Origin of the sequence: Streptomyces fractus (assembly GCF_049844455.1) — a bacterium.
Lineage (GTDB): Bacteria > Actinomycetota > Actinomycetes > Streptomycetales > Streptomycetaceae > Streptomyces > Streptomyces fractus.
Genome location: NZ_JBMYHI010000002.1, coordinates 6196173 through 6219611, shown reverse-complemented (window position 1 = coordinate 6219611; position 23439 = coordinate 6196173). Strand labels below are relative to the sequence as shown.

Genomic DNA, 23439 nt, shown 5'->3' with positions numbered 1-23439 from the left:
GGTTGCGTGAGCTCCAATCGAACGGCGACTCGCGCGTTTCGAGCGTAATAGCTGCGTTTCCCGCTCGAAGCAGTGAGCCGCGAACTTGCCACGTTCGGACGCAAGTTGGTCAGGTCCGGGCGGGAATCGAGGCTCAATGTCTCCTCGCGCGCTCGGCTGTCGTACGCGGCGGCCACAAGCAGGCTCCGGTGAAGTCGGCGAGGCGGGCGACGGTGGCGACGTCCGGCCAGGAACGACCTGCCAGCAGGTCGGCGATGGCCTGCCGGTTGACGCCGGAGCCGGCCGCGACCGCCCGCAGGCTCAGCCCCCGCTCGTACAGAGCGGCGGCGAGAGCGAGGGCGATCTGCCGCACCGCCTCGGCGGCGGTATCACCGCTGACCTGTTCGGGCCAGGCTTCCGGATCACGGGTGAGCTGCCGCGGGGGGCGTGCGCGGGCGCGTCCTCCGACCATGTCCGCACCGTCCTGTCCATAGAGGTTGACCAGTTGTGGGATGGCTGCTTGTCCAGCCGGTATGTATGGACCGTGGCTCTTGATCCGGTGACGTCCGCGAAGATCACTCGCTACCGGCCCCGGAATCCACCCGCCGCCTGGGAGGACATCGCGCCACTGGTGCGTTCGGTGGTCACCGCGACGGCAGCCGTGGTGCCCTACGACGTGGAACGGCTGCTGCACATCACCGGCCGCCTGGCCCTGTGGGCCGAGGCCACGGGACTGGAGCGGGAGCCGGATACCTGGCTGCGCAACGAGGCCATCGACGCATTCGTCCTGTCTCTGCTCGGCGAGGTGGGCGCCTCGACGGTGCGTACGTACCGGACGTGGCTGCTGCGGGTGCGCGACGCGCTGGCCTTCAGCGAGCGCGGCGAGGCCGCCCCGGCCCGCCTGCACGCCCTCCCGAACCCCCACCAGCCCTATACCCGCGACGAGTTGGCCCGGCTGCGGCACTGGGCCGCACATCTGCCGCGCCAACAGCGAAGCGACGGGCTCGCCCTCCTGGGACTCGGAGCGGGGCTGGGACTCACCGCGCGCGAGGTGGCCGCCAGCCGCGGCAGCGACCTGCGCCGGCCCCGCGCCCAGGGACCGCTGTTGCACACCGGGGCCGTCCGCATCGTCCCCCTGGTGGCCCGCGCCGGCTGGGATCCGGTCCTGAGCGACCTGGCTGCCGCGGCGGGTGGCGGATACCTGTTCCGGCCCCGGCGCACGGTCGCCTACGCCAAGAACCTGATCAGTTCCTGGTCGCTGCTGCACCGCCCGCCGGGCGGGCTGCCGCCCGTGTCGGCGGGCAGGTTGCGGGCGACCTGGATCGTGGAGCTGATGGCCGCCCGGATCGACCACGACCTTATCGCCAAGGCCGCCGGACTCGCCTCGGCCTCCTCGCTCGCCCGCTACCAGCATCACGTGCCCCCGCTCGACGAGGTCACCGCGATGCGCCTGTTGCGCGGGGACGACCCGTGACCGGTTCGTACGCCAGACGCAATGCGTCGAAGGTGCGAGCCTGCCGGCCGCGGACGGTGACGGATGCCCCGCCGGTGATCCCTGACTCCAAGGTCGGCCAGCTCGATGCGCTCCTGCACGACTCGGGCGTCCTGTCCCTGATCGACAAGGAACTTGTCGGACGCCCCGGCCCGGACGGGCTTCCAGTCCGCACCGTGCTGGTGGGCCTGCTGCTGGCACTGCACTACGGCCGCGGCGCGAACCTTGCCGACGCCTTCCGGATCCTGGCCGACCATCTGCGGCCCACCGCCCGCTTCTGGCTCGGAGTTCCCGACCTCGCCGACGCCGGCCCGCACACGCGTCTGGCGTTCTCCCGCCGCGTCTACCGCGCTTTCGACCGGCTGACCACCGCCCTGGATCCCTACCGCTGCGAGCGCCGCCGACGTCTTCCCGCCACCGAGGCCCTCGCCATCGCAGCAGCCTGGGAGGACAACGAGCCCGAACGCGTCCGCCGCCGGACCCTGCTGCAGGAGATCAGCGACCGGCTGGTGCTGGTCACCGTCCAACTCGCCCATCGGCGCCGCCTGTTCAGCGGCTGGCCCGGCGACATCGGCGCCCTCCTCGTCGACGGCTCGCTCACCTGCCCCGCCATGCCCGACACCCTCGTACGCGCCACCACCGACCTGGACGACAAGGCCGTACGCGACATCGGCGACGACAATCAGCTCGCCCGGCTGATCGCGGCCCGCACCCCGTTCTTCCTCAAACGAAAACAGAACCCGGACCCGCACGGCACGATCCGGCTGCAATGCCCGGCAGCAGGCCCCTCGCCCGCAGTCTCCTGCACCCGCTTCCACCAGGCCCACCAAGTCCTCGATACCCGGCCGACCATGGTCGATCTGACCAACCCGCGTGGTGCGAGCGCGCACACTGCGGCGAAGCCCTCCGTCCCCATCGCTCCCGGTGAACGTCTGCGGCCCCTGGCTCCCGAGCAGCTGCCGAAGATCTGTCGCCAGCCGACCATCACCCTCCGCCCAGGTGGCCTCGGAAAGATCGACAAGTTCCGGCAGGACCGCCCCTACCTCGCCCCGCCATGGCAAGACGTCTATCGCCCCGCCCGGGCCAACATCGAGGGGCTCAACGGGCGAGCGAAGTCCCACGGCATCAACATCGCCGACCCGGCCAGACGGCTCGCGCACGGCCGCGTCGCGCAGACCATCCTTCTCGCCCTGATGATCACCAAGATCAACCTCGGCATCCTCCACAGCTGGACCCAGACCAGCACAGCCGTCAGCGGCGAAGCACCTACAGAACCGAACACCGGGAGTGACGGACAGCGGCCACCCACCCCATCGGCATCCGGGATTCCACCACCAGCCGGCCCTCACATCACCGAGACGAACTGATACCCCCACCGCTCCCCACCCCGGGCCCCAGCCTGCCCGCCGACGGTCGTAATGCGCCTCCCACACCCGAATCACCACCGATCCCAGGCGGCAGCCTCGCCGAGCCACCACCCCGCGACGCCCCACGCATTCGGACACCACATCGAACAAGTCCCGGGAAAGCAGAGATCCCGCCCGATCTTTCGATCGGACGGGATCTCGTCAACCGCTCCTGAGCTAACTCAAGAACAGTTGATGTCATGGCGCGAAGGGATTTGAGGTTCCTGCCGCGGTCCAACTTCGTTGGAGCGGCCGAGCGTTGCACGCCCGGCTCTGCAGCGCTCTTCAAGGTGTCCAGTGCCGGGCGGGCTTCCAGCACTGGACGCCTGCTCGAACCGGTGCAGGCGATAGATCTCTGTCCGGCTCCACGCGCAGCGGCTCTGCTTTCCCGCCCGTGATCGGCATGAGCAGGCCACGAGGAGATCACCGGTCGATTCCGCCCCCCATCGGAGAACCGGCGGTCAACCGTTGCTGAAGCTCCGGTCCCAGTTCCCCCCAGGTTCCTCTCCTCACACCACGTCAGCGCTACCCCCGAGGGGGCACGGAACACCACGCGCATGTGCAGCCGGAGAGCAGAGGATCCGACGGTGCGTGAGGCGTGAAGGAATGGGGGGAGATACTCTCGAACGTCAGAGCGTCTTGAAGACCGCTCCAGTCTTCGCGTGCATCACGCACTCGTTCGGGAATACGGCCGAGTACGACACGCTGCGCCCTTCCCACTTGCCGTAGGCCATAGCAGTCACTGGCTTGTAGATCATGGGACAGGCCTTGTCCTTGGCCGGGATCTTGCTGATGAGTCCGTCAGACTTCTTCAACTGCCCGCAAGCCCTGTACACCGCCGGGTCGCTAAACCACTTTCCGCACTGCAGCACCCGGTGCTGCAGCTTACCCGGCTCGCTGTCCCCCTTGGCGACCGCTACGTACATCCAGTTCTCGGCCTTCTCCGGTGCGTTCGCCAGCGCAGTTCCAGCGCCTGCGCCCAGCATTGCGGCCAGGGCGGCCGAGGCCAGCAGAGCTCTGCCAACCTTCGTAGCCTGGGTCATCGCCATGTCTGTCACCGTTCCTTGTGCTCAGGAGGTGCGGATGGGGGCACCTCTACGGTTGCAAAGATCACCCTCGCTCCCCTCCTCGGCTCGCTCTGACCGCTATTTAGACCCGAACGGTCCTGCCGGCAGCCCCCGTTGGCGCAGCGGGGCCACAGTTGGTCTCCGGTGCGTGTCCCATGGCTCCGCAACGAGGTCGAGCGTTCCCTGCTGGTGAGATCAAAGGAGCCGTCGAACCTGAACCCACGGAGTCTCCTCAGGTCCAAGGCCCGATGTCCCCGCTCCGCGCAGGCTCAGCAGGCCGTCGAGCAAGGAGAGTTCACCCGCGCCTATGACATTGCGCAACCAAATCTCCTCCGCCTCGTTGACCATGATGTCTCCTTTTGGTGAGGCGTCCACGATTCGGACCCGCCCCTACCCGGCGGGCCCGATGAGACTCCGCTTTTCATGAAGAACGGCGTCTGAACTCGTATGCCGCACGTGTCCGCGGCTTCGGCGAGATCCTCACCAATCGACTCGGCCCCACGCTCTTCACCTGGATCGACGCCGTCGAACTGCCCGGCCTCACTACTGGCTTCGCCCTCTACCTGTTCAGGGATCTGGACGAGGCGGCCGCACCTTGCACTGGAGACCCGGAGGCGCCGTGAACCGCATCATTCTGTGGAATCAGAATTGTCAAGATTGGGCGGTTTGCCCTGTTGGACGTCGATGATGAACAGCCAGGTCAGCGTGAGTGCGCGGACCAATTCCAGAGGGTAGAAGTTCCCGGCCCGAGTCTGCGGGAGGTCGTCCTCGGTCAGGTACAGTCCCGCCCACATCAGCTTCGCCCAGATGTCGTCCGCGATGACGTGCGGGTCCGGGCCGAGCAGCGCGGCGATGCTGCGCGATGTGCCCAGCGACCGCTGCGGGTCGAAGTGCCGGGGTATCCACTCCCACTCCTGGAGATCGCGGAAGACGTACGGATCGCGGTGAGGTGCTCGGCCTTGGACGGCGCTTCCATGGGTTTGCCGAGGCGATCGGTGAGGCTGGCGGTGCGTTGGAGGTAGTCGCCGACCTTCATCCGGTCCACCGCGGCGACCCAGGTCGCGCAGGTCTTGCGGGTCCAGTCGGCCGGATCGGCGGCCTCGGGATGCTCGGCCTCGATCCACCGGCCGGCCTCGAAGAGCGTCGCGCGCAGACTCCCGTGGACCGGGGCGTGAGCGTGGAGGTGTCGTACCAACGCTCCCCCCATGCCGCCCAGACCGGGGAACCCCCGCTCGCCCGCGCTGGCTATGGAGGTGTTGGGCGGCCCCAGCTCGGCGACGGCTCGCTGCATGGCATGCAGCGTGTTGCCTCGCGCCGCCGGCAGCAGGCGCTCGGCCCTGATCCGTTCGAACAGCGCCGTGGCCAAGTCCTCCACGTGCGGGTTGCGGTTGAGGAGCAGGGCCTGGCAGACCACCATCGGCAGCAGCTGGTCGTCCTCGCGGCCGAGTTGGTAGCCCGATCCGGCGAGCACGGTGCGGATCCGACGGATCTCGCCGTCCACGCGGTCTCGGCCGAAGACGCGCCAGGCCAGCGAGAGACGGCCGAAGCTGCCCAATTTGTAGAAGTCGGCGAAGCCGCCGAGCGGGCGCCGGCCGTCGGCACCGGCACCGGCCGCCCTTCGGTCCACGCGGCCTGAAGGGCGGCCGTTCCGGGGATTACGGGCGAGGCAAGCCCGTGCCCACCGAGAGCCGCTCATGTATGGCAGGCACGCCGACCGCTGGCTGTGGACTCCTTACCGCGTGGTCCTGACTCACGGCGCCCTTCTCGTATGGGGACGTGACGGGGAAGTAGGCGTCGAGGAAGCCTCGCACCAGGGCGTCGTGCTGAACATAGTCCACATACGACGACAAGGTGTCGTTGAGGCAGAAGGTCTGCAGATTCCGGCGTTGCAACAGCCGGGTGAGCCGTTCCTCGAGGTCTGGAGTCCCCAAATCAAGGTATCCGGAGCGCATCCGTCCCGGAACGGCCCGGCCAGTGTGAAAAGCGTAGTAGTGATAGAGGGCGGAAGGAAGGGAGATATCGTTCATGCTGCGCAGCTTGTTTGCCGCCGTGATGCGCAACTCGTCCGTGAATTGCGTGGAGATCTCTTCCAGTACGCTACGCCGCAGTGGATAGGGCGCGTGTTTGAACTTCTGCGTGACCACTCGTCCGAACCGGTTCGCGAGGAGTCTGCGGTTGTTGATCCCGGCAACCGAAACGGGTTGGAGCCCTGGATGCGGAGCACTGGCTGGGATGAGGGCGTGCGAGGTGAAGAACTTGGTGAGCCCGTTGGCCAGGAAGAAGTCGCCCGGGGTGACGGGACGGGCGAGGAACATGTCGTCGTTGAAGTAGAGGAAGTGTTCGGAGAGGCCTTCGATGCGGTGCAACTGGCTCTCGATGGCGTGGGAGTTGAAGGTCGGCAGGCAGTTGCGGTCGTCGAAGAGTGCTTGGTGATTCACGATGTTGAGGCCGGGCACGGACGTGTCCAACCAGTGCGGCACCTGGGAGTCGGTGACCAGATGGATGCGGCGCACCCAGGGTGCGAAGGCGTGCACGGAGCGCAGTGAGTAGCGCAGCTCGTCGCGGCTGAGGTAGCGGGCGTCATTCGCCGACTCTTCGTGGAAGGGCTCGTCACGGATCGTTGCCCGGCGTCTCATCCAGGCCGGGTCTTGGCCATCGACCCAGGTGTAGACGATGTCGATGGGGAAGTCGACTTCGTCGAAGAGTGGTACGGCGAACTCCTGCCGGGTGACGGTGTCCGGCAGCTTCACCCGGCCTTGTGCGGATACCAGCCGGGTGAAGCAACCGCCGGGCACTGTGATGCTGCTGCCGTCGGCCGCGATGTCTTGGGCGGTACGGTTGTCTCGTGGTGCGACGAGCCGGCCATCCTCTTCCTGCCAGAACTCCAGGTCACAGCCGTATCGTTCGCCGAGCACCAGCAGTCCGCGTGGGTCGGTGACGAAGAGCGAGATACGCACATGGCGCAGTCCGGACAGACGCCGCCAGGTGGCACGTGCGGCGCCGAAAAGGGCGCCGGTGGGGAACGTGCCGTCGCTGGGATGCGAAAGGTAGTACGGCACCTCCCGTGCCCGGCGCTCGAGCGCCGCGAGGGCTGTCTCGCGCTGCCGGGCATGGATGCCGACGACGGATCCCGACTCGCGGTAGCCACGGACCTGGAAGTAGTCCACTCCGGCCGCCTCAAGTGTGTCGCAGACGAGCCGCAGGCTGCTCTCGCGGGCGCTCAGCGGTGTCGGACACGGATGCGTTACCGCCATCCGGGCCCGCCCTTCGTGGCCGACGACGCGACGGTCCCGGCGGCCGAGGGCCAGCGGGTGCCGCCTGAGTCTGCGCTCCCCCGGCAGCCGGTCGAAATGCTGTGCCAGGCGGATGCGGCCGAGTGCTTCCTTGGTCCGCCGGCGCAGGTCTGCCGAAGTGGCCTGTGCGATCAGCCGGCGCAGCCGCAGTGGGAGGGCGCGCCGGTAGGCCCGTACGAGAAGCGGAGGCCGCAGCGTGGCTACCGGCCTGGCGGTGACAGGGCTGGGGAGATCAGGACTGCCTGGGCGGCGGCTTTCGGGGATGTGACTGTCGCGGGAGCGGTTGTCCACCGCACGGAGGCTGGACATCAGCGCTCGTAGGGGCTGCGGAGGGGGAAGTACGATCGCAGGAATTCGCGGACCATCTCGTTCTGTTCTTCCGCTGTGAGTCCGTGGGGCACCTCGCCGTCGTTGAGGCAGAAGGTGTCGTAGTTCCGCTCCCGCAGCATCCTGTCGAACCGCGCGCAGTGATCGGGGTCGGCGGTGTTGATGTACGCGTAGGCCACCCGGCCGGGCGCCGCACGGCCGCTCAGATACGCGTAGTGGTGGTAGAGCGAGCAGATGGAGATGTCGGTCTGGCTTCGGAAACGGGTGCGGGCCGTACGGTCGACCTGGTGGTCGAAGCGTGCGCACACGTCCGCGAGCACGCTGCGGAGCAGGGGATGCGGCGCGTGCCAGAACGTGTGAGTGAGGGTGCGGCCGAAGTGTTCGGCCAGCAGCGCGCGGTTGTTCTTTGCACCGACGTGCGAAGCCAGGTCGTCCTCGGCGACGGGTGTCATGGAGATACCTGTCGTGGAGGGGAAGTACCGGGACACGCCGTTGCTCTGGAAGAAGTTCTGCGGCTGTACGGAACGCCCCAGGAATACGTCGTCGTTGAAGTAGAGGAAGTGTTCGGAGAGGCCTTCGATGCGGTGCAACTGGGTTTCGATGGCATGGGAGTTGAAGGTCGGCAGGCAGGAGGCGTCCTTGAAGAGCTCCGTATGCGAGATGACCCGGAGCTCGGGATGCTCGTCGTTGAGCCAGTCCGGTTTCTGGTTGTCCGTCACCAGGTGCACCCGGCGGATCCAGGGCGCGTACATGGCCAGGGAGCGCAGTGAGTAGCGCAGTTCGTCGCGGCTACGGAAGCGACTGCTCACCTGGGCGTCCGATGTCAGGTTCTGGCCGGAGCCGTCCGAGTGGGCTGACCGGCTTGCCTGCCATACAGGGTCGTTGCAGTCGACCCACAGATAGACGGCGTCGATGGGGAAATCCACGTCGTTGATGAGCCGACGGGTGAAGAGGTCGACGGTGGGAAAGTTTCTGCCACCGATCTCCAGCGTGGCGTTGGCTGTGAGCCGGTGCAGCTGCCGTCCGACCAGCGTGGTCCGGCCGGGCGTCTGGTACATGCCCGAGTCATCGCGGGACCAGAACTCGACGTTGCAGCCCAGCTCGTCACCGTAGTGAAGTGTGCCCTTCGATGTGGATACGGGGTGGAAGGCCCGTACGGCCGGCACATTGTCCAGCAGATGCAGGTCGGTGGCCTGGATGATGGGCTCGTGGGCGCCCTTGCGCGCCAGGACCCGGGCGTACAGCGTGCGCTCCGTGCCGGCTTTGCTGAGTGCAGCCAGGGCGGCGGCCCTGTGTTGCACGCTGAGGGCAACCCGGTGGTAGGGGCCGTCAGTACGGAGCAGGATGTAGGGCACCTCCGCGTGCTCCAGCGCGTCGGCCACGAAGCCGAGGTTGCGTCGGGCGGCGTCCTGCGGGAGGAGGTCATCGCAGATCATTGTGACCAGCCCGCGCACCGGAGTCAGGTCGCCGGGCTTGGTCCTTTGGCCCGGTCTCGCTGGACGGGGGCGAGGGGTGGGCGGAGTGGAAGAGTCAGTGCCGGGGCGGGGGGCGACGGTATCGCCGTGGAGCTGAACTCCAGCCCCACAGGTCGCCTGGAGTTCAGGGACACCGGACCGTGGGTTTTGGACGCGCGTGCGAGGGATCAGAGCCCGCAGGTTCAGCAGCGGAGCGCGGTAGTTGCGATTCCAGCCTTTCGGTAGTTGCTTGGTGGTCTCTACCAGGAGATTGGTGGTTTCGTTGCAGGCGAGGATGGCCGCCAACCAGTCGCGTGCCGTGCAGCGGAAGCCATCGTCCAAGGGCTGCGGGGCGAGCAGCCAGGTGCGCATCTCGCCGTTAACGTGCTGCCGGTAGCTGTCCGGCCCTTCGGGTTCCTGTGAGAAATCCGGTCGGCAGAGATGAATTTGGTATCCCCACCGTTGGAGTTCCCGAAGAATCCTACGCATCGCCCCGTGGTCCGTCCGGCGCAAAATTTCAGTGACGATCCACGGCCGGTTCTCACGGATGGTGCGCAATGCCCCTTCCAACACTGCCGCTTCACCTGATTGTGCACTGATTTTAATGAGGTGCGGACTCACCCCGCGAAACCTGGTGAACTCATCAAGCGTATCGAGAGAAACCGATAGCCTACCTTGGTGCGCCCGATGGTTCGGGTTAAGGGAATGAGAGGTTTCTGCCTTTCGTGAGAGGTAGAGGGTCCCCTTCCCGACCCGGTCGGTCACGGCCGATTCGACGACCTCGAAACCGGTGCGATTTGATCTGCACAGCCGACGGCAGATTCTTGCTGTGTCCGGTGCGGGTTCGAAGGCGAAGGTCTTCAGACCTTTCCCCCGAAAATCGAGTCCACCAGAGCCGAGTACAGCCCGATATGTGCTCCCACATCGAGGAAAGCACCCCCCTTGGAGGCCCGTTGCGCCAGGGCCAGCAGGACAGCTTGGGTCAACGGTTCGTAACCCGCCAGCCCCTCGGATCTCAGCTTCCTCTGCACGGCCGTCTCACGCCGATCGAGTACGTTCAATGCACGAGGGTAGGAGCCAGAAGCTGAGATTACCGAAGCGTTCTCGGGAATCTTGACGACCAGAGGCATAATCAGCCTTTCCATCCTGACTTCGACCCAGAACCGAAAACCGGGACGCACACGTGTACTGCCGAACCGTCCCGAGAGCTCCGACAACTATGCCATTTGCGGACGGTTTCAGTAGGCGCGACCGGCCGTGAAGAATGGCGTCTGCATGAATTCCCCCTGATGGATTGCATCCAGGCATTACCCGACCGGAACGGATTGCCCGGCATGCCGGTCGGCACGCACATAGGGGGCGTTCCATCCCTCGGGAAACGGTGTGCCCCCGGGAACCGTCAAATTGGTGTCCTCGTCACAAGCCAGGATGGCGATGAGCCACCGCCGAACCATGCGGTGGAACGCATCGTCCAACGGTTCCGGGGCGAGCAGCCAGTCACGACAGTGGCTGCCGACATGAGGGCGGTAGGTAGTCTCGTTCCACGCATGCCAGGGCTTCTCGGCTTGGATGACGTGGAAGCGGTACCCCATGACAGCAAGCCTGGCCAGTACCTCGCGCAGGGAGCTGGGCTCGCTGCTGGGGAGTAGCTCGACCACGATCCACGGCCGATACTGCTCGATGGTGCCCAGTGCGCCGCGCAGCACGTCGGCCTCAAGTGTCTCCACGTCGATCTTGATGAGGTGGGGGGTGGCCCGCTCCGTCTGGGTGAATCCGTCGAGAGTGACGACGGGCACGGTGGTGGAACCGCTGGATTTTCGGTGTGCGGGGTTGAGCGAGTTGGAGCTCTCTGCCTTGTCCGACAGATAAAGTTCGGCCTCGCCGGACTTGTCGGATACCGCGCACTGCACGACCTTGTATGACAGATGGTTCCGGTCGCGGATCTCGCGGCAGATCCGAGCGGTGGCAGGAGTCGGCTCGAAGGCGAACGAAGTGAGCCTCCTGTCCTTGTATACCGCATTCACGAGCGCGGAATACAGGCCGATATGGGCGCCCACATCGTAAAAGGAGCTGCCCACGGGCGCCCGCTGGGCGAGCGCCATCAAGGTGGCCTGGGTCAACGGCTCGTATCCGGCAAGCCCCGCTCTGCGCAGCTGGCGTTGAACTGCGGTCTCCTTGCGGCTGAGAACATTCAAAGCCTGTGCGTACACACCGTTTCTGGACAGTACGTCAGGATTGCGCGGGAGCTGCACAGCAAGGGGCACGGCAGTAGCTTCCTTTCGTGGGCGGCGCACTTTCCGATCACTCCGAAGCTACGGACCCGCCGACGGCGACACTTGGTGCCCCACGGAGGAATCCTTCACAGTCCCCCGATTGACGCAACGCCCTCATCCCGCGGAATGATCAGGTGACTTCCATGGATTTCAGTACTACAGGGGCAACGAGAACAGATAATAGCCCCGACGGCAATTCACTTCCGGAACGGGAGCCGCTAACGATCCCCTCCCTTGCACAGCCGCACCGCCGCGCTCGCCCCTCCCGGAGGGAAGAACCGTTTTTCGTGTAAATGGATACATATATTGCTCCTTCGGAACCACCCTGTCCCGAAGGAGCAATATGAAAACACAAGAACTGCCGGAGGGGAGGCCAGCGTTCCGCTCTCGTGTTGTGACTAATTCAACTCGACATCTCGATGTGATGTCATCCCGGCGGGCGAGAGTTGGCAGATTTACCACAGATGGCCGATACGTCGAGGCCGAAAATATTCTCTTGCGAGGGTGAGCCAGTATTCCGACCGGAGCTGACAGAACCGGCGAGCCGCTACGTGGAGAGCATGCCTTTAGGCGGTGCCTTAATTGGCGATCGTTCGTTGCGCTAAAGGGTGTTGCACAAGGCCGTGAATTGGGCATCTCCGGTGTAGGGCTGGGGTGTTGAGGGCTGAACGCGTGTGGGCGGAGACGTTCACGGGGCTGCGGATGGAGCAGTTCGGGCGGCTGCTCAAAGCGGTCCGTGACCGGGGCGGCAACGGCACGCTGCGGGGCCGGCCGTGGTGTCTGCCGCTGGCCGAGCGGGTGCTGATTGTGGCCGTGTACTACCGCACGAACCTGACCATGCGGCAGCTCGGCGGGTGCCGGGCACCACCGCGGACGCCCACGCCTGGCGGGCCTCCGGCCTCGGCCGCGCACTGCCAGGGCGTGACCGTGCTCGGGGACAGCGCCTACCTCAACTGCGGCATAGTCACCCCGCACCGCAAACGCCCCCGACGCGAGCTGCTGCCGGGCGAGGAGGCCGACAACGCGGTCCACCGCACGGTCCGCGCCCGGGTGGAGCATGTGATCGGCCGGATGAAGAACTACAAGATCCTCCGCGACTGCCGGCAGCACGGCGACGGCCTCCACCACGCCGTCCAGGCCGTAGCCCACATGCACAACCTCGCCCTCGCCTCCTGACCAGAAACCCGTCCCCACGAGCCCCGACCTGCCCGAACACGGCCTTGTGCAACCCCCTTTAGGTGTGAGGTGTCGCCACGGAAAGGCGACGGGCGGATCGGCTGCTACTTCTTCTTGCTGGTGGTGGGCCAGTTCTTCTCGGTGACGGTGACCTTCTTGTTCTTGTCGTCGACCTTGACCGTGGTGACAGGGTTCTTCGGGAGCTGGTAGCCCTCGGGAACATCGGTCTCGAGAAGGTAGTAGCTGCCAGCCTTGAGGTCATTCCAGGAGCAGCGTCCCTTGGGACTGGTCGCGCAGCCAACGTCAATCCTGGTGTCATGGCTGTTTCCAGTGCGCTGGAGGCTGGTGTTGCCGTTGGTCTCCTGCCACAGTTCGAAGACGGCGCCTTGGAGAGGCTCGCTGGTCTTGGCGTCCTTCTTGACGACGGTGATGCCGTGGGTCGGGGTGGGGACGTTGCCGTCTGTGGAGCAGTCGGGGTCGGTGCTGTCCTTCGCGCAGTTGGAGTCGTCGGGACCGACCGCGGCGTTGGGCAGTTTGTGATCACCGGTGTCCGGGTCGTTCACCGTGGCCGAGAAGGTGACGGTCGCCGAACCGCCGGCGGGTACGTCGCCCTTCCAGGACAGGTTGGGTTCGGTGTAGGTCACGTCGCCGGAGGTGGCTTTGGCGTCGTCGTTGTAGGTGGCGTCGTCCAGCAGCTTCGACAGGTCGTCGGTGACCGTCGCGTCCTTGTAGTCCGCGTCGCCGGTGTTCTTGACCGTGACGGTGTAGTTGACGGTGTCGCCCGGGTTGGGGTGGTCGACGTCGGCCGTCTTGGAGACCTTCAGGTCGGGGCACTTCGCGTCGAAGGAGGCCTCACCGGTGGGCACCTGGACATCGGCGTACGTCCAGTCGTCCATCAGGCGGTTGTTGCCCCAGCTGTTGCTGCCGTAGTCCCATCCGTGGACGCCGGCGGTGCTGTCGATGCCCTGGGTGCCATCCAGGATCGGGGTCTGGCTGGTCCGGTCCTGGGCGAGCTGGGTGTCGTCCCAGTACAGCGTCGCGTCCGGCAGGTTGGGGCCGTTGAGCCGCTGGAAGGTGACCCCGCCCGCGCGGCCCTCGACGTCCTGCTGGTTGAGGTGGATCTCCCCGATCTTGTCGAAGTACAGCCGTGCGTTGATCGGGGCGCACCCATCGATCGGGTTCCCCTGCCCGTCCAGCCCGTCGTACTGGTACGAGTTCCGCGCCTTGCCCTCCGCGCCGAGCTGGATGCGACGGTCGACCGCATCGTCGTACGTGCCGTTGCCGTTGGTGTCGACCTCCAGCAAGTAGCCGCCCTTGAAGCGCGGGTTGAGGGTGTAGGTGAACGTGCCCTTGCCCGAGGCGGTGTCCGTCGGGGTGAACTTCAGGTCGGTGACGGCCAGGTTGGAGGCGTCCAGCGGCGCAGGCGCCACGGTCAGCCGTCCGTCGGCCGAGGCAGCTGTCGCGGGCAGGTCGGCCGCGGGCTTGTCGAAGAACAGCCGCTGCGGCGCGCACTTGGCCGGTCGCAAGTTCTGGTCGATGGACCGGTAGATCGGGTTGCACGTTCCGGACTCGACGTTCCCGATCGAGTCGGCCTCGATCGCGGAGTAGATGCCGTTGTAGTCCCGCAGGTCCACTTGGTACTGGTAGCCGGTGTCACTGACCGCCCAGTACCGCAGGTTCTCGGCCTTGTCCGCACCGGGGTTCTGATAGATGTTGTACTGGTCCGTCCAAACCCGGCCGGGTACGGCGGCGCCGCCACTCTCCACCGTGATGTTCCACGACGCGCCGGAGGAGTTCCCGGACCCGCTGGCCCCGGACGTCGAGACGATCTTGTAGGCGCCTCGCTGATCGGCGGTCAGCGTCGTACTGCAGTCCGAGCCGTCAGGTTGGCCTGCGGGGATGTCACAGCTCCAGACCTCCGTGCCCGACGGGTCGACGGCGGAGTAGTGCAGGTCTGAGCCGCTGCCTTCGATGACTAGTTGTTTCACGAACGACACATCGATCGTCTCGCCCGGCCGCGCATAGGCGTAGAAATTCGCGCTTCCACTGAGAAGCTCATTACCGGTGGTGCTTTCGGCATTGGCTTCGGGTGCGGTCGCCGCCCCCAACGCGACCGACGCGGCCACGAGGGGAAGGACCGCCGGCAAGGCAATACGGCACGCCCAACGCCGTACAAGCGAGCTGCCGGGTGTTGTAGCCCGTGGGTACATGGATTCGCCTCAGAGTCGACGTCGATTACCACCCCGCGAGCAGTCGGAAACCCAGCGAGTGGGACCACCCACGGAGCCCAAGGCACACCGTAAACAGAACATCTCACACAAAAGGGACTGGCATGCCTTTCGGTGGGAATTACGCCATTGGTATCAGCTGTCGTCGTGGAGCGCTGCCCGCCCCTTGCGGACACATTCCAATTCGACACAACCAGGCAGGAAGTGGGCGGGAATGCCGAACCCGATGACGTATGCGCGCTCGTGTTCGACGGAGGCCGGTGCCCGGACGAAGGCGGTGAACCAAACCAGCATCCGGTGGGCGGCGGCATCGGTGCGCGCCTTGCCTACCCACGCCATCACGTCCTTGCACCTCTTCGAACGAGCTGCCCAGCTTCGCGTGTCGCACCGGAGTGGTCGCCGTCGTACACATGGCCTGTGTGGCGGGAGCGCGGATGCGAAGCGGCGCCGAGGGCGGCGATCGCCCCGTTGACGGCCAGGTGGAGCGTGGCGGCGGCATCCCGTATTGCCTCGCGGACCTCGTCTTCCAGCTGCTCGAAGGGGCGCCACACCTACAGGCCCGCGCGTCGGGGGTGGCCGAAGGTCTGCCAGATCAGCCGCAGAATGTGCCGCTCGTAGCGCCGGCTGAGCCGGCCGCAGCGGACAGTCAGCTCATAGTTCGTTCGATCACCCGGCTGCGACGGCCGAGCCGTTCGCTGGACTCGGTGCCTTTACGGGCGAGGCGCACCCGATGCGTTTGCCTCGAAGCCATTTACGCAGGTGAGGGATGTCGTACGCCTTGTCGGGGTGAAGCCGCACGGGTTTGGATTCGGCGACATGGAGTTCGTGTCCCATGTGGAAGTGGGCGAGCATCTGATTCAGCGCGAGGCTGTCGCGGGTGTTGGCCCCGGGGAGTCCGACGCGTAAGGGCAGTCCGTCCGCGTCCGACAGGACATGCCATCAACCGCAGATTCTCCGGGCGGTCCTGGTCCATCAGGAGGGTCAGCTTGAGCATCGTGTCCAGCGGGTCCGTGGTGAACGCGCGGGGGCTCCAGTCCTGATGGTTCATCTTCGCCACGCCCGCGAGGCGCAGCGGCTTCGGGGATCCGGCCTGCCTGCCGGGCTTGTGCGGCTTCTCCTGCTGCGGGCTCGCCCCCCGTCCATGGCCAGGCCCGCACCCGTCATGCCCCAGGCCACCCGGCCGCCGCTGCCCTTGCCTTCGTCGAAGCGGCTACGCCGGAGCCCCTGCCCTTGGTGCACGCGGGCGCCGACGCAGCTTCGCCGGCGCCCGCACCAGAACGCCCGGCGGAATCCAGGCCGAGCGCCCGATACCCGGCACCCACCCGGTTCTGCCGCCCCCGGCACAGGGCCTATCGAGGATTCCATGATCTTCCAATACCGGCCGGACAACCCCCGGTTGGCCATCACCACGCAATCCGCCCGGGGCTCCGCCTCGCTGATGCTCGTAGTCACCGGCGAGCTCGACCAGCACGCGGTCAACACCCTCTGCGACACCGCCATCGCACACATCGAAGCCGGACGGCGGTCTCCGCCTCGGCACAAGCGGCATCACCTGGTGCGACAATGCCAGCCTCTTCGCCGTCGTCGGACTGCGGCACGCCTTGCACACTGCTGCCTACGGCAGGCTGGAACTCGCAGCTGCCAGCACCTGCGCCTCGGAAGCGATCAACCGCAACCGGCCCGTCCACATCCTCCACACTGAGTGGCCGAGGGCTTCCGGCAGCGTTGTGGACTATTGGCACGGCCCCCCGCCCTGTGTCTGCGCGTGGACCAGACTGCAGACTGCGGGGCCACCGGCTGCCGAAGGAAGAGCATCCGGCGGCCCCGCTGCGGCCGTCCTCCCGCCCAAGAGTCGAAGAGGAAGACGCGAGGGGCAGCCTGATCGCGTGGAAAGCCCGCCGCATAGACGCCGTTCTACCCCACCGTGTCCCGCTCCAGGGGAGCGGCGCCGACCGGATACGAGGATTTCGCCGGGACGGCCGAACGCCGCGTCGCCATCGAGCCACCGACCGGAACCACGCCTGCGGACACCACCCGCAACGCCGCCGACCTCGCGCTTGCCATACCCGACGGCCTCACCCACCCCCACAACGGACTCGTCGAAGCCGTCGTCGACGACGAACTCGACCTCGACACCGTCCTCACCCAATCATTTCCTGGCTGCGCGGCGACGAGGTGGAGCGGTTTCGGGATCGGTACTCGAAAGTGGATGGACAGCCCGCCAAGATGCACATACATGCCGGATGGCACATGCCCATGCAGCCATGCTGCACTCTTGCAGTCGCGGATGACGCGGATGACGCGGACGGCACGAGAGCGCGGTGGCGGGGCGCCCAATGTGTGAGCAGTGCGTGAGCGGACGGCGTGGCACACGGTGTACCGGGCGTCACGCGGATGGGGCCCACGAGTCTCTGACCAGGAAGAACAGGGTCAGACGTGGCCGGCCGGCACCACCCGCTCGAGCTCGAACTGGCGAACCGTCGGTAAAGCGTCTCGCGCCGAGCTTGGCCTCGTTGACGGCGCCCGCCACCAACTCGCACCGGGGACGCGGCGTAGCGGGGGACTCTGTCACGGCTTCGGTGAAGTCCTTCGCCAATCGCAGGACGGCACCGCCCCCGATCAACCGATAGCTGTTCAACAAGAGGGCCCGGCACCGCAGCCCAGGCATCAGCCGCCCTCACCCGCCGCCGATGGCGTCCTTGCCTCCCGCGCCACAAAGATCTCCAAGGCCCGCCACGGCTCGGCTTCCGGCACCGAGCCGTCCCTGACGAGCTGATCGATGAGCGAGCGCACCGCCGCTGCGGTCTCCACCGGGATTTCCCGGACTCCGAACACGGTCTCCAGCGGTGCCTCACCGCCACGGACCGGCGCGCCCGAGGCGGGGTCGAACCACCCTTCGGACAGTTCGCCAAGGTGCCGCTCGAACACCGCCAGGATCACACCGAGCGCCGTCGCACTGTTTCCGATCTTGTACGCGGCCCGGGAGGTCTCCAGAGCATCGAGCACCGGCTCGTACTGCGCGAGCCCGGCCACCCACCGTTCATCGGCCGAGGCCGTGGACCGGGCGGAGTCGAAGGCGGCCTCTGCGCGCTCCAGCTCATCCGGCAGGAACATCAGCTGGACGCTGGCGAAGTCGAGGTTCGCCTCGCCGAGCGAGGAGACATCGACCTTCTCCAGCAGGTCCAGGGTCTTGTCGTCCAGACCCGTGTACTGGCGCCACTCGACCGACTCCAGCTCCTCGTACAGCTCCTTGAGGATCGCCGGATCGTCCTGTCCGGCGATCGCGTTGTGGGAAAGCTGCAGCGCGATCTGCCGCTGTCGCGGGAGCGGCTCGTCGATCTGCATCCACCAGATCTGGTCCAACCCTGCCTCGATCGCCGCCAGGGTGCGGTGGTTGCCGGAGAGCACGACCAGGCGATCGTTCCCGGTGTCGTTCCACACCAGCGGCGTCGACGTCAGGTGCCCATCGCGTTGTACGTTCGCGACGAGCTGCCGGAACGTCTCGTGCGGTAGGAACCGCGCGTTCACGTCCAGCAGTGTCAGGCCCCTCGGGTCGCCCTGCACCATCTGCGGCGGGGCAAGCCGATCTCTGTCCTCCATGGTCACGCTCCTGCGTCCGTAGCGATCATGGTTCGGGCGCCCCACCGCTTCGCCCATATCTCCAGGGCGCCGTCGAGCGTGTGCTCGCCCATCGCCCCCTGGTACTGGAGCTGGAACTTCCAGCCGCCCTCGTTCGACGGTGCGCGCTTGGTGAGCTTCATCAGCCCTCGGTATTTCATGGAGACCGCGTTGTTGCTGAACGCCGTCGTCGACAGCCCACGCACGCGACGCGAGAACGCCCGCTGGCACAGCAGCTGCGCCTCCGCGCTGGTGGCGGCGAGCACAATCAGCTTCGACAACCTGGGGTACCCGGTCGGCGCGACCGCGAAGTCGGACAGTAGGTACGCCTCGTCCGGGGTGTAGCTGCTGGGCGACATCGCGAACACCCCAAGCACTCGCCCCTCGCCGTCCTTCACCGCGACCGCAAGGTTCGCCGCACCGGGCGCGATCTTCGGGTTGAGGTACTGGGAACGCAGCGCGTTGAACTGGCCCGGCTTGAGCATCGCGAGCGTGAGCGGACCGACCAGCCCATCACCGGCACGAAGCCGCGGGGCCTTGACCGGCTCGATCGGCTGCCGGGGCGCCACGATTCGCGTCGGCGCGGCCGAGGCGTATACGTAGAAGGGAGCCGCCCGCGGCGTGGCCTTGATGACGCCGCGCAAGTGCGGCCGAAGTTCGGGCACGTCGTGATTGGAGGCGGTCAGCCAGTGCGGCCGGTCGGTGATCGCGCCGAGTACATCGACGACGTCCGCATCGGACAGCGGCTCGTACTCGGGGGCGTCCCAGGTGAAGTGCTCGTTGAGTGGCTCGTACAGCTTCTCGTACCCGTTTCCGTAGAAGGGTGGGAAGGAGCAGACGGGGGCCTCGCGGGGAACCTTCTGCAGCCAGATGCGCACGTCTTCGACCTCGTACGAGGCCAGCGCGACGTCCGCGCGGGACAGGCGCTCGACGGTCTCGGCGAGCTTCGCCTTCCACTGCTCCCGGTAGGAGCGCACAACCCGTTCGTGCCACAGCCCCTCCCTGCCGACGCTCGCAAGGAAGCGGGTGCCGAGCATCATCGTGGCGACCGTACCTACACCGTCATCCAACGAGGCTTCCAGCCAGCCAAGTCGATCGCGGCTGTCGTCGTGCAGGCGGATGCCGACCGGCTGCCCGGTGAGCCATCGGCCGATCGCGGTGGTGTAAATGGACACGTCCGAGGAGTGCAGGTTGAATCCCATGCCGGCCAGGGAGCGTTCGATGGTGAAGTTCCCGCAGCACGGCACGTACACCGGCCCGCGCGGCCAACTCGCCGCGGCTTCCCGGACGATGGCCCGCATCGGCCCCGGGATGGTGCCCTGGAACATCGCATCTCCTTGCACGACGTAGCGCCCGGACTGGCTGGGTGCCGGTCCGGGCACTACGTACAGACCGACCCAAGAAGTGTCCTGCCTCCTTGAATCATGCCACCTATTTTTCTTGCGTCGAGCCGGCTGCCGTGCGGCCTACATCAGGGTGCCTTGCTCGTAGGAGTCGGCGCCCGGGCTGAGTTCGCGCACATCGTCGCCGGTCACCTCTTTCCACCAAGTGGCGAAGACGCTGCGGTGACACCATTCGCCGGGCCTGGACAGGTCCTCGAAGCAGAGCAGGACGAGTCGGTGATCCCCTGCCCGCTGGGCAATCGGCTGCAGGAGCTGCGCGACCGCCGGCGCGCCGAGGCGGTCGAGGTCGGCACGGTAGGCGGCGGTGAACTTCTCGCGGGACTCCTTCAAATAGTCCCTGCGTGGGGCGAGTTCGCGCACCGCACCGCCAAGAACATAGGAGAGACGGAAGCGGGGCGCTCCCACGGTGATGCGTACCGGCACCCCCTGGGCGGGCTGGAATTCCTGGTATCGGTTGGTGAACAAGGTGAGCATGCAGCGGGATCCTTTCTGCTGCCGCAGGCGCGTGCCCGTCGGCGCCCTTGCGATGGGTCGTGCGTGCCGTCCGTTCGGATGCGGGCGAAACCCGAACGGCGCCGAGCCCACAGGGAGTTCCCCCTGTTGGCTCGGAGATGGCCAGCCCCGGGTTCAGGCGGCAACAGCCTGCGGTACCGCCCAGCCCTCGAGGGGTCAGATGGCGCTGACTTCGCCACCCCCACCGGGGAGCATGGCGAGCGTGGATCCCGAATCCCAGGCGATCCTGAGCCGACTGGCAGCCTCGTTCCAACCCTTGACCGCGCCCGGGTCGCCGGCTTGATCTCGGTGTACGGATCAAGGGTGTGAACCAGTTCCGCCTGATCCCCCTTCCTGAACCAACCCATTCCTATCCCCACTCCCTTCTGACCGAACTTGCATTTACATACCCCTGATCCAATATTCACCCGAAATCAATTCAAGGGTTTTACCCCACGGGGGAAGGGGTGGCCGGGAATTCCCGGCCACCCCTTCGCCCGTGGGACAGGCCGGGCGGGGCGCTGCGCCGCACCTCCGCCCAACCAGCTACTTCGCGGTGGCCGTGACGACCTCCACCGACTTGGGCACCGCCTTCTTCACCGGCGCCTTGCGGGCCGGACGCTTGGCCGCAGGTGCCGCCGGCTTGGGGACGGCCTTCTTCACCGGCACCACGGGCCGCGTCTTGCCGTCAGCCTTGGCCTCACCCGTGGCGGACTTCTTGGCCCCTTCGGCTTCCTGCTGCACCTCGACTGCCGCCTTGTTGAAGGCGGTCTCCTTGGCCCGCTGGATGCCCTGGGCCTTGCTGAGCAGGTTGCGGACCATCTGGGTCTGGCTGTAGATCCGGCCGACGACCTTGATGTAGCGGGCCAGGTCGCCGCCGAGGATGACCGCCAGGTCCTCCGGCTTCTTCTGGGCGAGCTCTTCCAGGAGGGGGAGCAGGCTGTCCTCGACCTTGCCGAGCTTGTCCTTCGCTTCCTTCTTGGCCTTCGCCCGCCTCTCCTGCTCCTCGGCGGTGGGAGCCTCCTCGCCGCTCAGCGAGGTCTGGTTCTCCATCATCTTCAGCCCGTTGGCGAAGTGCTGGGCGTCGGCCTCGGAGTCGAAGTCGCCGCGCACGTAGCGCATGGCGGCGACCATCTGGTTGGCCGGGTTGAGCTGGGCGATGTGCCAGGCCAGGTTGTTCTTGATCTGCCCCTTGTCGACCAGCTCGGCGACCTCGGGGCGCAGGGTGAGCAGCCCCAGGCGCCAGGTGATGTGGGTTTCCGTCTTGCCGAACCGCTTGGCGATCTCCACCGGCTTCCAGCCGGCCGCCGCCAGGTCGGCGTACGCTCCGGCCTCCTCCATGATCGTCATATCCTCGCGGTTGACGTTCTCAGCCACGGAGAGGATGTAGGCCTTCTCCTCGTCCAGGCCCTTGAGGACCTTCGCCTCGATGGCGCCGAGGCCAGCGGCCCGGGCGGCACGCCACCGGCGCTCGCCCGCGATCAGCATGTACGGCGCCTCGCCACCGTCGACCGGGCGTACGACGACCGGCTGCAGGAGCCCGTTGACCTTGATGCTGTCGGAAAGCTCCTTGAGGGCCGCCTCGTCGAAGAACTTGCGGGGCTGCTCCGGGTTGGGGGCGATCTCGCTGGTCTTGAGGTAAGAGGTGGTCATTTCCCGCGCCTTTCAATTCCGTTTCAGAAAGCCTTCCTTTTCGGCTTTCCGTTTCGTTCTTACATTTAACATCCTATTGTTCGACACCCTTAAAGCAAGGGGAATTCTCATTTAATTCAAGGAATTACATTCCCTGCCCTTTTCCCGTTTCACCCACCTCACGCCGCACACCGACGCGAACACAGAGCCCGTCAGGGCGAGAAGCGCCGTGGGCCGAAATGCTCCGAATCGAGGGGCGTGGGCCGCAGAGCGCCACAGGGCGCCAGGTGCAGGACACAGGGCGCCCTCACGCAAGAGGGCCTGCCGCGCACACGCAACGCGACAGGCCCTACTTCACGCCCGAACCCACACGGCAGGCGCTCCCGACTCGCCATGGGCGGGGCGCGGGGGGTCGGCCGCCCGGGGAGTCGAGGACGTTGCGCAGTCGCAACGCCGCCAGCCCGAACCTCCCGCAACAGGGACCTCGGGCCGACATCCAGAAATCTAGCCTACCTATCCACTCTTGTCACCTATCTCAATTGAGGGTGGAGCATCTTCGAGGCCGGAGCCAACCCCCTCCTCGCCTGCCGAAACTCCAGCACCTCCCCGCACCTCTTCGCGCGTGGGCACGAAGGCAATCCGCTCCAGCACACCCCGGGCAACCACCTCTACATCCCCCGCCACGTCCGCCACCATCGCCCCACGTCCGCCGAGCACGCGCGGCGGCCTCTCCACCTCGGCGGCGATGCGCGCCAGGTCCAGTGCGGTCACTTGCTGTACCCCTCCTCGCGGGACAGGGCGCGCGACCCCACCCCTACTGACGGGATATCAGCGGCCCGGAAGGTAGGTCTACTTGACCATCACGATCTTGGGAAACCCTCACCGGCACCGCACAGGCCGATAATGCAAGATCTTCACAACCCACCGCAAGAGTTCGTCAACTCCCTTACGAAAACTGGGTGACCTGCGAGGTAGCCTCATGTTCCCCCGGGGCATTCGCCTCATCACCCACACACGGCCACCGGGACCCGCCCGTTCCCACCCCCCGGAGCCCCTCCCATGACCATCCTCCCGACTTCAGGGCAACTACACGCCCTCACCGCCAAGTTGCAGTACCTCCTCCAACTGCGACGCACCCCCGACGGCTACCTCCCCAGCGTCCGCGAGATCGCCGCCTCCGCCGTCCCGGACGGCGCCACCAAACCGTCCCTCTCACACAGCCAGATCAACCATCTCCTCAACGGCCGCAACACGAACCCCACCCTGTCCAGCCTTCTCGCCGTGGCCAAGGCCTTCGACGTTCCCGCGGCCTATCTCCTACCAGGCTGGGACGATCTGGCCGCCCTCAAAGCCCTCCACGCCAACGCACGCATACGCACCCTCGTACGCCTCGCCGACGGCCTGGATGCCGACGACCTCCAGGAAGTCCTCGGCCTCGTCACTTCGATCCGACAACGCGAAGGACTGCCCACCGACCTGCCCGAAACCCCCACCCCCCCCACCGGCGTCGACCAGTCACGCTACGGCCGGCCGAACCGCCGCTATCCCCCCGCACAAGCCGCCGAACGAGCGGCCGAAGATCTGCAAGGACCCTGAACC

General features: G+C 66.5%; 17 protein-coding genes and 2 pseudogenes. 4 read left to right on the top strand and 15 right to left on the bottom strand.

The window, feature by feature from the left end; all coding sequences use genetic code 11:
- Positions 1 to 133: 133 nt before the first annotated feature.
- Positions 134 to 451 (bottom strand): helix-turn-helix domain-containing protein, encoded by a 318-nt coding sequence (locus ACP4E5_RS30045; RefSeq protein ID WP_425834058.1) that lies wholly within the window; start codon positions 449 to 451, stop codon positions 134 to 136.
- Positions 452 to 523: 72 nt separating this feature from the next.
- Here ACP4E5_RS30045 and ACP4E5_RS30040 point away from each other — a divergent pair, with 72 nt between their 5' ends.
- Together ACP4E5_RS30040 and ACP4E5_RS30035 are read left to right on the top strand one after the other, a co-directional pair.
- Complete coding sequence (locus tag ACP4E5_RS30040) at positions 524 to 1453, top strand: hypothetical protein (protein ID WP_425834056.1); 930 nt, start codon at positions 524 to 526, stop codon at positions 1451 to 1453.
- Between the two features lie 74 nt (positions 1454 to 1527).
- On the top strand, positions 1528 to 2838 hold the full coding sequence (locus tag ACP4E5_RS30035) for a hypothetical protein (RefSeq protein ID WP_425834054.1): 1311 nt from the start codon (positions 1528 to 1530) through the stop codon (positions 2836 to 2838).
- A 668-nt stretch (positions 2839 to 3506) separates the two neighbouring features.
- Here ACP4E5_RS30035 and ACP4E5_RS30030 read toward each other — a convergent pair.
- The 6 genes from ACP4E5_RS30030 to ACP4E5_RS30005 form a co-directional block, all read right to left on the bottom strand.
- Positions 3507 to 3926 carry an SSI family serine proteinase inhibitor gene (locus ACP4E5_RS30030; protein WP_425834052.1) on the bottom strand — a complete coding sequence of 140 codons (420 nt, stop codon included), beginning with the start codon at positions 3924 to 3926 and terminating at the stop codon, positions 3507 to 3509.
- A 213-nt stretch (positions 3927 to 4139) separates the two neighbouring features.
- Entirely contained in the window at positions 4140 to 4292 is a 153-nt protein-coding gene (locus ACP4E5_RS30025; protein ID WP_425834050.1) for a hypothetical protein, read from the bottom strand.
- A 445-nt stretch (positions 4293 to 4737) separates the two neighbouring features.
- Positions 4738 to 5571, bottom strand: a complete 834-nt coding sequence (locus ACP4E5_RS30020) for a hypothetical protein (protein ID WP_425834048.1) — start codon at positions 5569 to 5571, stop codon at positions 4738 to 4740.
- A 28-nt stretch (positions 5572 to 5599) separates the two neighbouring features.
- Complete coding sequence (locus ACP4E5_RS30015; protein ID WP_425834046.1) at positions 5600 to 7528, bottom strand: stealth family protein; 1929 nt, start codon at positions 7526 to 7528, stop codon at positions 5600 to 5602.
- 17 nt (positions 7529 to 7545) lie between these two features.
- Positions 7546 to 9882, bottom strand: a complete 2337-nt coding sequence (locus tag ACP4E5_RS30010; protein WP_425841756.1) for a stealth conserved region 3 domain-containing protein — start codon at positions 9880 to 9882, stop codon at positions 7546 to 7548.
- A 443-nt stretch (positions 9883 to 10325) separates the two neighbouring features.
- The gene (locus ACP4E5_RS30005) at positions 10326 to 11282 is read right to left on the bottom strand and encodes an FkbM family methyltransferase (RefSeq protein ID WP_425834044.1); all 957 of its coding nucleotides are present in this window, start codon (positions 11280 to 11282) and stop codon (positions 10326 to 10328) included.
- Positions 11283 to 11993: 711 nt separating this feature from the next.
- Between ACP4E5_RS30005 and ACP4E5_RS30000 the strand changes: the two are divergent.
- Positions 11994 to 12467: pseudogene (locus ACP4E5_RS30000) on the top strand (transposase family protein).
- Between the two features lie 104 nt (positions 12468 to 12571).
- Here the strand turns inward: ACP4E5_RS30000 and ACP4E5_RS29995 are convergent.
- The 8 genes and pseudogenes from ACP4E5_RS29995 to ACP4E5_RS29960 all read right to left on the bottom strand — a co-directional run bounded on the left by ACP4E5_RS29995 (position 12572) and on the right by ACP4E5_RS29960 (position 22611).
- A complete protein-coding gene (locus tag ACP4E5_RS29995; RefSeq protein WP_425834042.1) occupies positions 12572 to 14455 on the bottom strand; it encodes a SpaA isopeptide-forming pilin-related protein in 1884 nt (627 codons plus the stop codon).
- Positions 14456 to 14830: 375 nt separating this feature from the next.
- A complete protein-coding gene (locus tag ACP4E5_RS29990) occupies positions 14831 to 15034 on the bottom strand; it encodes a hypothetical protein (RefSeq protein WP_425834040.1) in 204 nt (67 codons plus the stop codon).
- A 266-nt stretch (positions 15035 to 15300) separates the two neighbouring features.
- Positions 15301 to 15631, bottom strand: a pseudogene (locus ACP4E5_RS29985) (transposase family protein); the annotation flags it as partial.
- Positions 15632 to 17362: 1731 nt separating this feature from the next.
- Positions 17363 to 18352 carry a ParB/Srx family N-terminal domain-containing protein gene (locus ACP4E5_RS29980; protein ID WP_425834038.1) on the bottom strand — a complete coding sequence of 330 codons (990 nt, stop codon included), beginning with the start codon at positions 18350 to 18352 and terminating at the stop codon, positions 17363 to 17365.
- Positions 18298 to 19641, bottom strand: coding sequence for a putative antirestriction adenine methyltransferase (locus ACP4E5_RS29975; protein ID WP_425834036.1), 1344 nt, complete (start codon positions 19639 to 19641; stop codon positions 18298 to 18300). The genes ACP4E5_RS29980 and ACP4E5_RS29975 overlap by 55 nt, the downstream gene beginning before the upstream one ends.
- A 138-nt stretch (positions 19642 to 19779) precedes the next feature.
- Positions 19780 to 20190 (bottom strand): DUF488 family protein, encoded by a 411-nt coding sequence (locus ACP4E5_RS29970; RefSeq protein ID WP_425834034.1) that lies wholly within the window; start codon positions 20188 to 20190, stop codon positions 19780 to 19782.
- 564 nt (positions 20191 to 20754) lie between these two features.
- Positions 20755 to 21861 (bottom strand): ParB/RepB/Spo0J family partition protein, encoded by a 1107-nt coding sequence (locus ACP4E5_RS29965; RefSeq protein ID WP_425834032.1) that lies wholly within the window; start codon positions 21859 to 21861, stop codon positions 20755 to 20757.
- A gap of 492 nt (positions 21862 to 22353) precedes the next feature.
- Positions 22354 to 22611 carry a hypothetical protein gene (locus ACP4E5_RS29960; protein ID WP_425834030.1) on the bottom strand — a complete coding sequence of 86 codons (258 nt, stop codon included), beginning with the start codon at positions 22609 to 22611 and terminating at the stop codon, positions 22354 to 22356.
- A 288-nt stretch (positions 22612 to 22899) separates the two neighbouring features.
- On the opposite strand from ACP4E5_RS29960, the gene ACP4E5_RS29955 reads away from it, so the two are divergent.
- Positions 22900 to 23436: a helix-turn-helix domain-containing protein gene (locus ACP4E5_RS29955; RefSeq protein ID WP_425834028.1), complete on the top strand. Its 537-nt coding sequence runs from the start codon at positions 22900 to 22902 to the stop codon at positions 23434 to 23436.
- The last annotated feature ends 3 nt before the right edge of the window (positions 23437 to 23439 follow it).